Below are 13416 nucleotides of genomic sequence, written 5' to 3'. Positions count from 1 at the left end.
TGGCATTGCCACTGCAATGACTGGAAGACACTATGAGCCATGAACGCCGCCGTTTTTTTCGTATTGACGACAGCATAGGTGTTGCCTATCGCCTACTGAGCGATGAAGAGCTGGCTGATCAGTTAGATGGAGAGATTAAGCCTGTCGACTCGATGAATTTGATCGCTTCATACGATAATAAAATAGCTAATCTATGTGGCCAATTGCAGACTCGCGACCCCTTGGTTGCAGAGCTGATGGAAACCTTAAACGCCAAATTAAGCGCGGTAATCAATCAGCTTGAACTGGATAGCCGCTTGGTTCGCCGCGTTGCTTATAAAGTTCATGAAGTTAATATCAGTGCTTGTGGTATGGCTCTATTCACCGATGAGTCGATACCAGAAGGTGCGACGATTAGTTTAGAAATGTCATTAAAACCCGGCAATCATTTGGTGCAGTGCTATGCCAGCGTCGTATCATGTGGAATGGATGAAGAAAAACAAAAATTCTACATTCGTATGGATTTTGCCAATATGAGTGAGCATGACCAAGAAATCTTGATTCAACATATTGTGCGCCGCCAAGGTGATCAGTTGAGAGAGGCTAGGCAAGATACCCGTATTGAAGTAGCGGGTGATGTGCAGGAAGATTAATATGCACCAATAATAACCGCGCAGTACAGTGAAACGCTATAAACACTAGCCATAAAAAAACCGGAGCATGCTCCGGTTTTTTTATGGCTTCAAGCTGTTGCCTATTGACTTAATAGGAAGTCAATAACCGCCCCTAAGTCTTGGCCAACCGCGCCTGGGTCAACCAAGTATTTGCCGCCAACCAGAATAGATGGCACGCCACGTAGGCGATATTTCTGCGCTGTATCGATCGAGTCAGCAATGGACTTATGGGTATCTTGGGCATTCATATGCACCAAAATCTTGGCGGCATCTTCACCGCTAACCTCTGCTAAAAACTCGGCAATATCTGTTGGCGCAAACAGCTTCTTGCGATCTTTATGAATAGCATCAAATAGTGCTTGGTGAGTCTTATCGCTAATGCCCAATTGCTCAGTGGCATAGAAAGCTTGAGCATGGGGGATCCAATTGCGACCTAAAACGGCCGGTATGCGGGTAAAGGCGATATCGGCAGGCTTGTGCTCTAGCCAGCTTTCTAAGGTGGGCTCAAAGGCATAACAGTGGCCGCAGCCATACCAGAAGAAGCCCGCTACAGATTTAGGAAGGCCTTTAGCTGAAATCTGTGGAGCGACGTCCTCATAGTGTTTATGCTCCTGAAACTTAGTCTGGGCGCTTGCCAGCAAGCTAAACAGCGCCAGTGTCAGGCCGGCTAAAAGAGCGGTAAAACGCTTCATACTTATCTCCAAGATCTATAGGTCTCAATAAAAGGCCAAAGTGTATACCGTTTAGCCAAAGCCTGAAAGCAGGCGCAAGCTTAGACTTTCTTTAATGAGAACTTAGAAGATCTTAGGTGAAATAGTTCCGTGTTTTAGGCTATAATCGCGGTTCGCATTGCGAGGGTTTCAGGTCTGGCAGCTGCCAAAGCTTGAAACTCCGGGGCCGATTAGGATTCGACGCCGGTGACAAAACCTTAGGTGCATGTCGTGATGGTAGCCAATCACGTTAATCCAAAGCTGCACATTATTAGTTGCCAATGATGACAACTACGGTGCTCAACTAGCTGCGTAAGTAGCTTTTTGCTGTACCACCTAGGGGTACGCCCCTAGCGGTCCTTAACAAGGTGCCTATACCGCGTTATTGACTGTCATTCAGAATAGGATCGCAGCAATATTTGCTCAGGGTGGCGCTGCTAAACACTTAACTGAGATCGCAAATTACGTCACGCCCGCCGGGCTGTAAGGCGCTAAATTAACAGGCGGAACTAAACATGTAGACCCTAAGGCGGAGTGCTGACGGACGCGGGTTCAAATCCCGCCGGCTCCACCAATACCAAAAAGGCCCATCCCCGCAAGGGGATGGGCCTTTTTGGTATTGGTGGAGCCGGTGGGTGAATGACCACGCCCGGGTTCACAAAATCGCCCGGAGCGATTTTGGATTGCGGCGCCCAGCCGCAACCCCGCAGGGGTGAGCGCAGGAGCGCGAATCCAATCCCGCCACAGTCCTCGAACCTTAAACAACACTAAACACTGTGATATAACTGTCAGCCTGTACTTCCCACAAGGAACTGTGATGAAGAGAAAGCCCCACATTCGCAAAGACGAAAGTCATACATGGCTCATAGTGTCAGTCCTTGTGATAGTTTTCTTTATCTATCAGTGGCAATTGATCTATATGATTGTTACCGACAGCTGTAAGTTGTTTAATAGCTATTGGTTAAACTATGGTCATGGTGTTTATTCCCCTTTGGGACTTACCTTCTTATCTTTCTTTTTAATAGCCGGTTTGTCAGCTATAGAGCTAATGCGGGCTATCTATAATCTCGTCTCTGACAAGTATTTTTCAGTGTTTGTAAATAGCGCAATTATTGTTTGTGCTCTAAGCTGTATGGCAATTCAATTTCGTCAATTGGAATATATGCAGGTGCAGTGGGATAAAAAGCGCTACGCTGAAACATTCTCCCCTGTGCCCTTTGGTTCCTATCGAGAGTACATGGAATTTTTAGATTTTCAGGCAGACCAGTTTTGCGACGCGCAAGGCCAGTTAACGGGGAGCTATGATGATCGTAGAGATGCGTTTTATGAATCAGATAGAATGCGAAAGTTAAGGTAAGTATCACAAAAACCCCACCACCGTCGGGGTCAGAACCCATGGGTTCTGACCCCAGATTCATGCACGATTCAAACACTCCTCCCAACCCCAAAAACCAATCATTCGAATCCATAGAACAAATCTTTCAATAAATTCCGTTATTCATACACCCTTTAGAACATTAAGCTTTCTCCTAACTTAAACCTCCATCAAAGGCTTTTTAAACAACAGGAGCAAGGCAATGGGCCTACTAATCGAAGGACAGTGGCACGACCGCTGGTATGACACCGAGGGTAACGATGGCCACTTTCAACGTGAAGAGGCTCAGCTAAGGAATTGGATTACTGCTGATGGCCAAGAGGGCCCCAATGGAGCATTGGGTTTTAAAGCTGAAGCTGGCCGTTATCATCTGTATGTCTCCTTAGCCTGCCCTTGGGCACACCGTACTTTGATCTTTAGAAAGCTTAAAAACCTTGAGAAATACGTCTCTGTCTCAGTTGTTAGTCCCGATATGTTGGGTCAGGGCTGGAGCTTCAATGAAGCTGAAGGTAGTAGCGGCGACGACTTATTTGGCGCAACACATCTGCATGAGATCTACACCCGTAATAAGTCAGATTACAGTGGCCGAGTCACTGTGCCGCTATTGTGGGATAAATTAACAGGTTCGGTAGTCAGCAATGAATCCTCTGAAATTATCCGCATGTTTAACTCGGCCTTTAATGAGTTAAGCGGTAATCAAGATGACTATTATCCGAAAGAACTTGCCGCCGAAATTGATGAGGTTAATAGTTGGGTATACCAAGATATTAACAATGGCGTATATCGTAGCGGCTTTGCTACCTCTCAAAAAGCCTACCAAGAGTCTTACGACCGTCTATTCTCTGCTTTGGATAGAGTAGAAGAAATTCTATCCACGCAGCGATATTTAGTGGGTAAAAAAATTAGCGAGGCGGATTGGCGATTATTTACAACACTGATTCGTTTTGATGCGGTATACCATGGCCACTTCAAATGTAATCGTCAGCGCTTAGAAGATTTCCCAAATATCAGCAATTATGTGCGCGAACTATATCAGTGGCCTGGAATAGCCGAGACTGTCGATTTTTATCATATCAAACGGCACTATTATTACAGCCACGATATGATCAACCCTAGCCGCGTTGTTCCTGCAGGCCCAGATATTGATTACTCCTGTTCACACGATAGAGGGCGTTTTGATTAATGCAAAAAGCAACTCTTGAGCAATGGCGGATGTTTAAATCCGTCGCGGATGCTGGCGGTTTTAATCAGGCAGCGCTCGTTGTACATAAAAGCCAGTCGACGATTCACCATGCGGTAAATAAATTAGAAGAGTCTCTGGGTATCAAATTGCTAACCGTTGTGGGGCGTCGCTCTCTTTTGACCGAAGCTGGGCGCCTGATGCTAAGGCGTGCGGAATATCTATTGGAAGAGAGCGCACGCATAGAGGCCGTAGCCAAATCGCTTCAGGCGGGAGTCGAAACAGAGTTAAGGCTGGCAGTCGATAGCGCCTTCCCGAAAGGCCTACTCTACAAGGCACTAGACCAGGTTTCGCTTATCTACCCCCAGTTGCGCATAGATATCATAGAGACAGCGCTTTCAGGCGCCAATGAATTAACCGCAGCAGCACGAGTAGATATAGCGCTTTCGCCCCTGTCTATGCCCGAGGGTTTGAACGAAGAAATTTGTAATATCGAATTTGTCGCGGTCGCGCATAATCTGCATGCATTGTTTTCAAATGGTGCAGAGCTCAGTTATGAAAACATTAAATCCCATCGTCAAATTGTGGTGCGAGATTCAGCCGAGCATCAAAGTGTCGATGTGGGTTGGCTAGGTGCCGAGCAGCGCTGGACGGTGAGCCATATGCAGGCTTCCATAGCGTTGTTGCAACAAGGTATGGGCTTTGCTTGGCTGCCACTACCCGCGGTCTCCAGCTTGTTGCAAAGTGGCGAGCTAAAATTGATCCCCTTGGCAGAGGGCGCAAGGCGCAGTCAGAGTTTTTATTTGAATTATCAAGATCGTGACAAGCTTGGCCCTGCTGCCAGGGAATTTATGGGCGCCCTACGTATGTGTAGTTTTGATCTAAGTAATACTGAATTGGCGTAGTTGAGGGCGGTATGAGGTACATTCGTCGAGGTTCACAAAGAGGCACAGCTAATTATGGCTGGCTGAAAAGTCGACATTCTTTTTCTTTTGCAAACTATTATGACCCAAAGTTTATGGGCTTCTCCTATTTGCGAGTTTTAAATGATGATCTGGTCATTGCTGGGGCAGGCTTTGGTGCTCATGGCCACCAAGATATGGAGATTCTATCCTATGTTGTAGAAGGAGCGATGGAGCACCGAGATAGCGAGGGTAATAGCTTTATTTTACCAGCCGGTGATATTCAGTTAATGAGTGCAGGTCGCGGCATACGCCATTCTGAATATAACCACTCCCAAAAGGAGCGCTTACGCTTTTTGCAGATCTGGATAGAGCCCAATAGCCTTGGTGGACAGCCAACTTACCAACAAAAAAGCCTACAGCAACATTTAACTGAAGAGCTCTTGCTTAGCCCTAGTGGTCAAGACGGCTCATTAAAAGTAAAACAAGATGTAGAGCTTAAAATGCTACGTCTAAAAACCGGCGAGAAGTGGAGCCATCAAACCGCAGGGCGAGCTTACTATGTTCACTTGATTGCGGGATCGGCCAGCTTGGCTGGTGAATTTCTAAAAGCGGGGGATGCTATTGCTATATCAGACGAAGGCTTTTCGCTGGAGGCTATAAATAAACCTTGCCAAGCGTTACTGTTCGATCTACCTATACCGTGAGTAAAAGTTACCGTTGAACTTGTCTGAAATAGCGCTGTGGCTTTGTTTTCAATTGGTCGGTATAAAGCTTTAACAAACTAATGAGCTTGCCGTCACAGATTTGTGATAATTCAAGAAGAGATGGCTTTTAGCATTTGCACACATAAAAATGCTGGAGAAGCCCATGAAGCTTGCTGCAAAAACGGCCATGTTTAGTGCATTGCTAATATTGATCGCCCTGCTTAATCTAATCTTTCATAATCAGAGTGCTCGTTTAGAGCAACAGTCTACCTTGTTGCTTTCTTCTGCAGAGACTCTAGAGCGCGATATTAAAACCCTAGAGGCCAAAGCCGCCTCCTATGGGGCGAATGCGCCCAGAGATTATCAATCGTATTTTCGTGATGTAGCTTTGTATTACAAAGAGTTTGAAGCTGCCGTCAGTTCGCTGCAACAAGATGATTTGCATTTGGGTGAACGTTTGGCGGATATCGATGGAGGTTCTCTTATTTTACAGCTTAGTACAAAGGGGCTGGCTCAAAGTCATCAGCAATGGCAGCTAGCTTTGGCCAGCTTTACTCGAAGTTACAACGAGGCTATTGGTGATAATAAGGAAGAGCCTAGGCTCGAGTGGGCGACACAGAAAATTCGCGAGCAAGGGCCGGGCTTAACAACGCTAGCGCAAGTGTTGGTTGAAAAAGCGGAGCAGTATAATCAGGAGCGTCAAGTGAAGCAGCAGCAGTTCGCTTTGAGCTTGGCATTGGCCGTAATTGTCGCTAGCTTGATTTTCAGCTTTTGGTTTTTTATGGCAGTAGTTAAGCCCGTTAAGCGTTTGGCCGAAACAACCAATAAAGTAGCAGAGGGTAATTTTGGTTTGCAATTGGAAGCCAAGGGTAAAGATGAAGTTTCTGAAGTAACAACAGCGTTTAATTCACTGTCAATTCGAATCGATCTTATTCTTAAGCTACTGGATCAGCTTGAAGAAGGTGCCAGTGAGCAGCAGACAGTGGATGCCGTTCTCGATATTTGTGGTGACTATTTTAATGTTGATTGGGTAGGGATTATTTCTTTACAGGAAGCAGAATTGCGCTTGCAGGCGGCAAGCCCTGCCAGCAGCATGAAGCGTTGGTTTGCAAAAACAGCAACCATAGAAGATGGCAATTTAGCTGAATTTATTGCAAGACATATTATCGCGAAGCGACTTTGGGCCGAAAAGGACATCGATAGTTTTGCGGTAAAAATCAAAGATAGCCGCTTGATGCGTGAGCTCATGCGTAATACTCATGCGCATTCTATTCTAGGTGTCCCTCTTGGAGAGCCGGGCCAACGCAGAGGCATGCTCTTACTGGCTAGCAAACAGCAAGGCTTGCTAGAGGGTAAGCGGGGTGAGTTATTGATGAAGTTAACTCCGCTAATATCTCAACGCACCTTGGTCAATGAGCTCGAGCGAGCAGTTTAAGAGCTCAGGCAGATGGCCAGACTGCCAATGTCAGTCTCAACACGCAAAATAGAAACTTGCTCGAATATTGTATTCAGGCTAGAAATATCTTGGCTAAAAACTGGCGGCTTGGCTTTATAGCTACAGTCGTCGGGAATAGTTTCCTTTGCGAAATAACCCGCAATTAGGTTTAAGAACTCTCCGCTAGCATCCCAGGCCAGCTCGCTATCGACTTCATCGCTTGGGATTTTTATCAGCCGACAAGCAATGTCAGTCATAAGCTGTTCTTTGCAGCCAAGAGTAATAGTAAGATCTCGAACACTTTCTATAGTAATGCTGCTTAAGAAGTATTCTTCAGAAGCATAAGGTAGTTCGTCTATTGAAACCAAGCCTTGAAAATGAGCTTGTGTTGCCAGTGCACGTTGGCTTAGCCGGCATGCGATCCCCGCCAGCGCATTAATATTGTATGTGTTGCCATGTTGTTTGATGGCGGATTGAATTTGTGCGAGCGCCAAAGTTTGTTCGTTATGGTGGGCCTCTAGCTGCTCTCGTAGCCGCTCGCTACTCAAATGCCCCAGCTCCACAAGCACTTCGCCAAAAAATTTACGGCCTTGTTTCTGTAAGCTGATTAGTTGTTGCAATTGCTCGACACTTATAAACTTCATACTTACGGCAATATCGCCAAAGCGTGCGTCTTCGGCCTGCTGGCGTTGGTTGACTTTTCTAGCCTGCTCTAAACTAAGAAATCCATGCTCGACAGCTATTTCACCCAGCAGAGGGTTATTTGCTCTTTGATAGGTCAATGCTTCTAAAAGCTGATCTTTGTTGATTAAGCGGTGTTCCAACAAAAACTGACCGAAAAACTTAGTCGCCATTATTCTCTCCTGCTGTATTACAGTTCGTTCAATGTGCTAAGTAAAATATCTTCTTCAAAAGGCTTTTGGATATATGATGAAGCTCCACTGCGTAAGCACTCTTCGACGTCAGACTCTGAGCCCAGCGAGCTTAATATGACTACCTTAGCTGAGGGGTTGTGTTTGACAATTTGTCGCAGAGCCGTTTTGCCATCCGTTTCAGGCATTACGAGGTCCAATAGAACCAAGTCTGGGTTATGTGTTTTAAAAGCTTCAGTTGCTTCTGTACCATTGCTTGCTTCACCAACTACTTGGTAGCCATGCCCTTGTAGTAGGCGTTTGGTCATCAGGCGAATTGATCGCGAATCGTCGCAGATAAGCACCTTGTTATTAGTCATAGTTAAAATTCCCTTAGTAATACTTAGAGCAAGTCAGGCTTGCTAACACGTAAAAATCAGCGTTCATTTTTGAGTATAGGAGTGATTTGTAGCTTTGCTGATGGAAAGTCTGTTGAGGCTTTCTTAACTAGCAATAACAGCTCGCTTTTATGGGTTCAGTGACCAGTGGCATGTGGTTGCTTAAGCAGTTGCGTTTGGAAGCTCTTTGTAATCAAAAAGGACAATCAATGGGGCTTTAAGTATCAAGCTCTTTTCGCCTCGCGAAACACCAAGTTAAAGGATAAAGTTCTAATTAATTTGCTTGATTCAGACGCGGAGCAGGGATTAATATAACCCTAAATTAATAAGGGCTAATGCAATGCTGGCTAAATTAGCTCTACTATAAAGTCAGCGTAATTCTGGCCGAAGCATTCGTATATGAGTTGTTACGAAATAATCCCCGCAGGCGCTCGTCGAGACCTGAAATTTACCCCCTCTTCAATTGTGGGTTTTGCCTTCTTTTGTTTGTTACGAATCAGTTTTCCTTGCTTGGGAGTTGCCCGTGTCGTTTGAGTCACTCACCTGTGCGGATTCTTCATTATTGGATGCTATTCCTGATAGCTTAATTGTTTGTAATCATCAGGGTGAGATCCTTTGGTGTAACAAATCCATTCAAGAGTTATTGGGTTACAGCAAAGATGAGTTGCAAGGGCAGCCGGTTGAGGTCTTGTTGCCATTTAAATTACGAGAAGTGCATAAGCGTCACCGCGAGGAATATGTTAAAAAACCTGTCCGTCGCCCGATGGGAAATGCTGCGGAGCTTTTTGCTTTAGCAAAAGATGGCAGTAAGGTTGCTATTGATATCGAATTGGCGCCGTTAAACTGGCATGGCCAAGCTTGTGTGTCAGCGGTTCTGCGCTGCCGGGAAACAAAATTAGCTCATGAAGCCGACCAGCAAAAATTATTGCGGGAAAACGAAGAGCGCTTACGGCGATCCCAGGCCATTGCAAAAATCGGAACCTGGGATTGGAATCTACCTGAGGATCGAGTTACCTGGTCAGAGGAAATATATTCTATTCTTGGCCTGCCTACTGATTTTGAAATACTGGGCATTCAAACGGTATATGACCTTGTATTACCCGAAGATGTTCAAAGCTTCAAAGAGAGCTTGATTGAGGGAGGCCGACAAGGTTCTACATTTGTGTTTGAGCACCGAGTCACAAAGGCTGATGGCGCTATATGCCATATTCGGCAGAATGGTGAAGCATTTCTAAACGCAGATGGTGAAGTTGTACGTATGTTGGGAACCGCTCAGGATATAACACAAGAGTTCGAGCGAACCCGTCAGCTGCAGTTATCCCAAACCATTTTTGAAAGCGCTAATGATGGCATTGTCGCCACTGATTCTGATTTTAATATCATATCTGTAAATCCAAAGGTCGAGGAGCTTTGCGAGAGCACTGCCGGGCAGATGTTGGGGCAGCACATTATGACTTTGGCTCCACAGTACGCAAGAGCGGAGCTGCTTCGTAAACTGCAAGAGAAGGTGCTTAAGGAAGGCAGTTGGCGAGGGGAAACTGAACTGCTTGTTAAGAATGCTCCCAATGTGCCTGTTGTGGCATCAGTCGCTCTTATAAAAAATACGCAGGGTGATAATGATGGTGTGATCATTACGGTCACGGATATCTCTAAAATTAAAATGAATGAAGCTCAACTTGAGTTTTTAGCACATTATGATCAGTTAACTCGCCTGCCAAACCGAACCTTATTGCTGCGTGAGTTGACGGCTAAAGCAAATGCAGACTTTGCGAATGGGTCTAGTTTGTATGTTTTATACATTGATTTAGATGGTTTTAAGCAAATTAATGATAGCCAAGGGCATAGTGCGGGTGATGAGCTCTTGTCTGAGGTGGCTGAACAGTTGCGTAACTGTGTGCCGGATAGGGCTGTGATATCACGCCTTGGTGGAGATGAGTTTGCTGTCGTTTGTGATTTTTCTGATGTCGAAGAGGTGGAAGCCCTGGCACGTAAGATTATCCGTCGTCTTCAGCTGAGAAAGGAGTTTTCAGAGTTTAGTGTGGGAATTAGTGCCAGTGTTGGTATTGCTTGTTGTCCGAAAGATGGCCGGGAGCCTCTGGAGCTTATTAAAAAAGCAGATCAGGCAATGTATGAGGCTAAAGCAAATGGCAAAAATGGTTTTGAACACTACAGCGATAGCGTTGGTAGATTATTAAGGCAAAAGCTACAGATAACATCGGATCTTGCCAAAGCCTTACAGCAAAGGGATTTGAGTTTAATGGTTCAGCCCAAGCTTAATCTACAGAATCCAGAGCTCTATTATGTAGAAGCATTGGTGCGCTGGCCGCACCCTAAGAAAGGTTTAATCCCTCCCGATGAGTTTATTCCTCTTGCCGAGGAGTCAGGTCAGATTCTAGACCTGGGGCGCCAGGTTTTGGCAATGGCTGCAGAGTTTGTTGCTAGTTGGAAAAGGCACAATGATGCTGAAATATCTGTCGCTGTGAATCTTTCAGCGCGACAGTTGCACGACAAGCACCTATTGAATGATATAGCGGTGATTCTCAACTACTACGATGTAGACCCGTCTTGTTTTGAGTTTGAGGTAACAGAAAGCGTAGTGATGGATGATGTTGAGGCCAGTCTTCCGGTTCTTAAGGCTCTCAAGAAAATGGGTGCAAGATTCGCGATTGACGATTTCGGTACAGGCTATTCGTCGCTTAGTTATCTCAGTAAATTGCCCATTGATGTGTTAAAAATCGATCGAAGTTTTATTTCCGAGCTGCCGGAAAATCAAGAGGATTTAGCCATTGTGGAGGCCATTATTTCAATGGCCAAGGGTCTTAATGTCGAGGTGGTCGCTGAGGGTGTGGAAACCCATGGCCAGTATTTACTGCTAAAAGATCTTGGCTGCGAGCATCTGCAGGGTTATTTCCTGTCTAAGCCAAAGGCCTTGCAAAAATATTTACAAAGCCCTTGGCGCTTCGATGGCTCTATTTTATCTGCTTGTATTGCTTAGTTCGGTTTGTCGTCGCTTGGTGATTTATTTGTTTGGCCTAAGCTGTACCAATCAATATTTCTTGTGCCTAGCATCAAGGCTGATAATAAAGCGAATACTAAAATACTACCCATCAGTAAGGCAAAGTCTTCTGCTTGAATAATTATATACAGTAAGGCCCATAAACTGACAATGCCGGCCGAGAAGGACAGTGTTAGGGCTTGATTTTTAAGAACCCTTTTCAAGTAGCCATAGAGCAATGCGGAACAGGCCACGGTAGACAGTAGATACGCAAAGGCAAAGCCGATATGTTCGGCCAGGGCTAATAGAAGTAAGTAAAAAATAGCAATGGCTAGGCCGACGAAAGCATATTGGATCGGGTGCATTGATAAACCTTTAATATGTTCAATAATATAGAACACCATAAAGCTTAAGCCGATGAGCAAAAATGCATATTTTATAGCGCGTTCGGTTTTAAGATAAATATCAACAGGATTTATAAAGTCTACCCCTAAAAGCAATCGGTTCTTCCTTTCGAGCACAGCACAGTTGTTTTGTTTTAAACAGCTCTCAATATAGCCTAAGTTGTCCAGAGCAAAGTGATTGCTATGCCAGTTGGCTGAAAAGGAGTTGGCTTCAATTTTATAATCAAGCGGAAGTTGAGCGCCCATGAATTTAGGGTGAGGCCAATTTGCTTGCAGCGAAAAGGTATTGCTTTGCGCTAAAGGGAGATAGTAAATCTCGCTCATGCCCTTAAGCTGCAAACTGACTGCAAAATCTATTTTTTTGCTTTTTTCGGTATCAATTAGATTGGCCATTTGATGGTGCAAACCTTGCGATAAATTTTTGAGTTTGCTGCCAACTTCAAAGCTTTGGGTTTGGCCATTAATGTCGAGACTTTGTTGCTCTAGGCCTCGCATGTCGGCAAAGCTCAAGCTCAAAATAGCTTGGCCTATATGGTCCACTGATGGGTCAGCCGCAAGCTTTTCCATGGCGCTAGCGATGTCTTCTGTTTGAAAATACCCCTGTATTTGGAAGCGGCTGCGATACACTGGAATCTCATAAATACCTTTCTTGCGCTTCTCTACAGATAGCTCAGCATTAAGGGATGCCTCTTTAGCCGGCACGAAAGCCCACAATTGACGAGAGGCCGCGCTATAACCGTTGTTTTGGACGATGGCTTTAGTTTGGTATGGGATGGCTATTACAGGGCTGCCGAGCCACTGTTTGCCGGTCCAATGTTGCGCTACCGAGAACTGCGCCTGACTTTGGCTGCGGGATCTATCTTCGGTTTTGTGTTGCACCATAGTGATGGGGATGACGAGCAACAGAAAAAGGAAGAGCAAGAGTAAAAGTTTAAAACTGGGTGATCTGAACATGGTTTGACCTGAGCAATGGCTTGGTTTTATGGTTCTGTTTAACTTAAACGTAAATAATGACTAGCCTGCGGCTCAAATATGATCAAATATGGCAATAGTGAAGCTCAGATTGTGGCTTTGAATGCGATAGTCTGGTGTTCTTATAAGGTCAAATAAGGCCTAATACACACTTGCTTCACATTCTTGCCATATAATGCCCCCCTTAAAAATAGCGTTTTAACGCACATGAATAAAAGCCTTAGATAAGACCCTTGATAAGAGAAGTAGCTATGTCTGATACCGCACAAAAACTAAGCAAAATGACAGTCGCCTTGCATTGGGTAGTTGGCCTGATGATGATTGGTTTGTTGGCCGTTGGGGTCTACATGGAAGAGAACGAGGTTTACTCTCTGTATCCGATTCACAAATCCTTAGGTGTTCTTATTCTATTGGTGGTTTTACCTCGCGTTATTAACCGTATGCGAAATGGCTGGCCAGAGCCAGCTAGCCAATACACCGCGATCGAGAATGTACTGTCTAGAATTACCCACTATTTATTGATTGTTGGTACGCTATTAATGCCTATTTCAGGTGTGTTAATGTCTGCTATGGGCGGTCGTGGTGTTTATGTCTTTGGCCTAGAGCTATTTGGTAAAAACTTTGATGCTATCGACCCTACTAAAATTGCACCGATCAATGAGTCCTTGGCAGGCCTTGCCCACAGCTTGCACGGCTGGGGCGGCGATATCTTAATTGTAGCGATCGCCTTGCATGTTATCGGAGCCGTTAAGCACCATGTGATCGACAAAGACGGCACTTTGCGCCGCATGTTGGGTAAGTCAATCTAAGTACTGACTTTGATAGGCCTGGCAT

General features: G+C 45.2%; 12 protein-coding genes and 1 other RNA gene. 9 read left to right on the top strand and 4 right to left on the bottom strand.

What is annotated here, in order from left to right; genetic code table 11:
• Positions 1-32 precede the first annotated feature (32 nt).
• Positions 33-632, top strand: coding sequence for a PilZ domain-containing protein (locus Q1A41_RS18540; RefSeq protein WP_299982141.1), 600 nt, complete (start codon positions 33-35; stop codon positions 630-632).
• 101 nt (positions 633-733) lie between these two features.
• Here Q1A41_RS18540 and Q1A41_RS18535 read toward each other — a convergent pair whose 3' ends face one another.
• Complete coding sequence (locus Q1A41_RS18535) at positions 734-1345, bottom strand: thiol:disulfide interchange protein DsbA/DsbL (RefSeq protein WP_299982138.1); 612 nt, start codon at positions 1343-1345, stop codon at positions 734-736.
• 201 nt (positions 1346-1546) lie between these two features.
• Between Q1A41_RS18535 and ssrA the strand changes: the two genes are divergently transcribed.
• The 6 genes from ssrA (at position 1547) to Q1A41_RS18505 (ending at position 6962) form a co-directional block, all read left to right on the top strand.
• Positions 1547-1937: a transfer-messenger RNA gene (ssrA, locus tag Q1A41_RS18530) on the top strand.
• 243 nt (positions 1938-2180) lie between these two features.
• On the top strand, positions 2181-2720 hold the full coding sequence (locus Q1A41_RS18525) for a hypothetical protein (RefSeq protein ID WP_299982135.1): 540 nt from the start codon (positions 2181-2183) through the stop codon (positions 2718-2720).
• Between the two features lie 220 nt (positions 2721-2940).
• Positions 2941-3921, top strand: coding sequence for a glutathione S-transferase family protein (locus tag Q1A41_RS18520; RefSeq protein ID WP_299982133.1), 981 nt, complete (start codon positions 2941-2943; stop codon positions 3919-3921).
• Complete coding sequence (locus Q1A41_RS18515) at positions 3921-4823, top strand: LysR family transcriptional regulator (RefSeq protein ID WP_299982131.1); 903 nt, start codon at positions 3921-3923, stop codon at positions 4821-4823. The genes Q1A41_RS18520 and Q1A41_RS18515 overlap by 1 nt, the downstream gene beginning before the upstream one ends.
• 11 nt (positions 4824-4834) lie before the next feature.
• The gene (locus Q1A41_RS18510; RefSeq protein ID WP_299982128.1) at positions 4835-5527 is read left to right on the top strand and encodes a pirin family protein; all 693 of its coding nucleotides are present in this window, start codon (positions 4835-4837) and stop codon (positions 5525-5527) included.
• 163 nt (positions 5528-5690) lie between these two features.
• Complete coding sequence (locus Q1A41_RS18505; protein WP_299982125.1) at positions 5691-6962, top strand: HAMP domain-containing protein; 1272 nt, start codon at positions 5691-5693, stop codon at positions 6960-6962.
• Here Q1A41_RS18505 and Q1A41_RS18500 read toward each other — a convergent pair.
• Complete coding sequence (locus Q1A41_RS18500; protein ID WP_299982123.1) at positions 6959-7816, bottom strand: hypothetical protein; 858 nt, start codon at positions 7814-7816, stop codon at positions 6959-6961. The genes Q1A41_RS18505 and Q1A41_RS18500 overlap by 4 nt on opposite strands.
• Positions 7817-7833: 17 nt before the next feature.
• A complete protein-coding gene (locus Q1A41_RS18495; protein WP_299982120.1) occupies positions 7834-8193 on the bottom strand; it encodes a response regulator in 360 nt (119 codons plus the stop codon).
• Between the two features lie 541 nt (positions 8194-8734).
• Here Q1A41_RS18495 and Q1A41_RS18490 point away from each other — a divergent pair.
• Positions 8735-11206 (top strand): EAL domain-containing protein, encoded by a 2472-nt coding sequence (locus Q1A41_RS18490; protein WP_299982118.1) that lies wholly within the window; start codon positions 8735-8737, stop codon positions 11204-11206.
• On the opposite strand, the gene creD is transcribed toward Q1A41_RS18490, so the two are convergent.
• A complete protein-coding gene (gene creD / locus Q1A41_RS18485; protein WP_299982116.1) occupies positions 11203-12564 on the bottom strand; it encodes a cell envelope integrity protein CreD in 1362 nt (453 codons plus the stop codon). The genes Q1A41_RS18490 and creD overlap by 4 nt on opposite strands.
• A gap of 269 nt (positions 12565-12833) precedes the next feature.
• Here creD and Q1A41_RS18480 point away from each other — a divergent pair, with 269 nt between their 5' ends.
• Positions 12834-13391, top strand: a complete 558-nt coding sequence (locus tag Q1A41_RS18480) for a cytochrome b (protein WP_299982113.1) — start codon at positions 12834-12836, stop codon at positions 13389-13391.
• Positions 13392-13416: the final 25 nt, after the last annotated feature.

Source organism: uncultured Pseudoteredinibacter sp. (genome assembly GCF_947502065.1).
GTDB lineage: Bacteria > Pseudomonadota > Gammaproteobacteria > Pseudomonadales > Cellvibrionaceae > Pseudoteredinibacter.
Note: the sequence above shows the minus strand (reverse complement) of the source record. Positions and strands in the feature narration are given on the sequence as shown.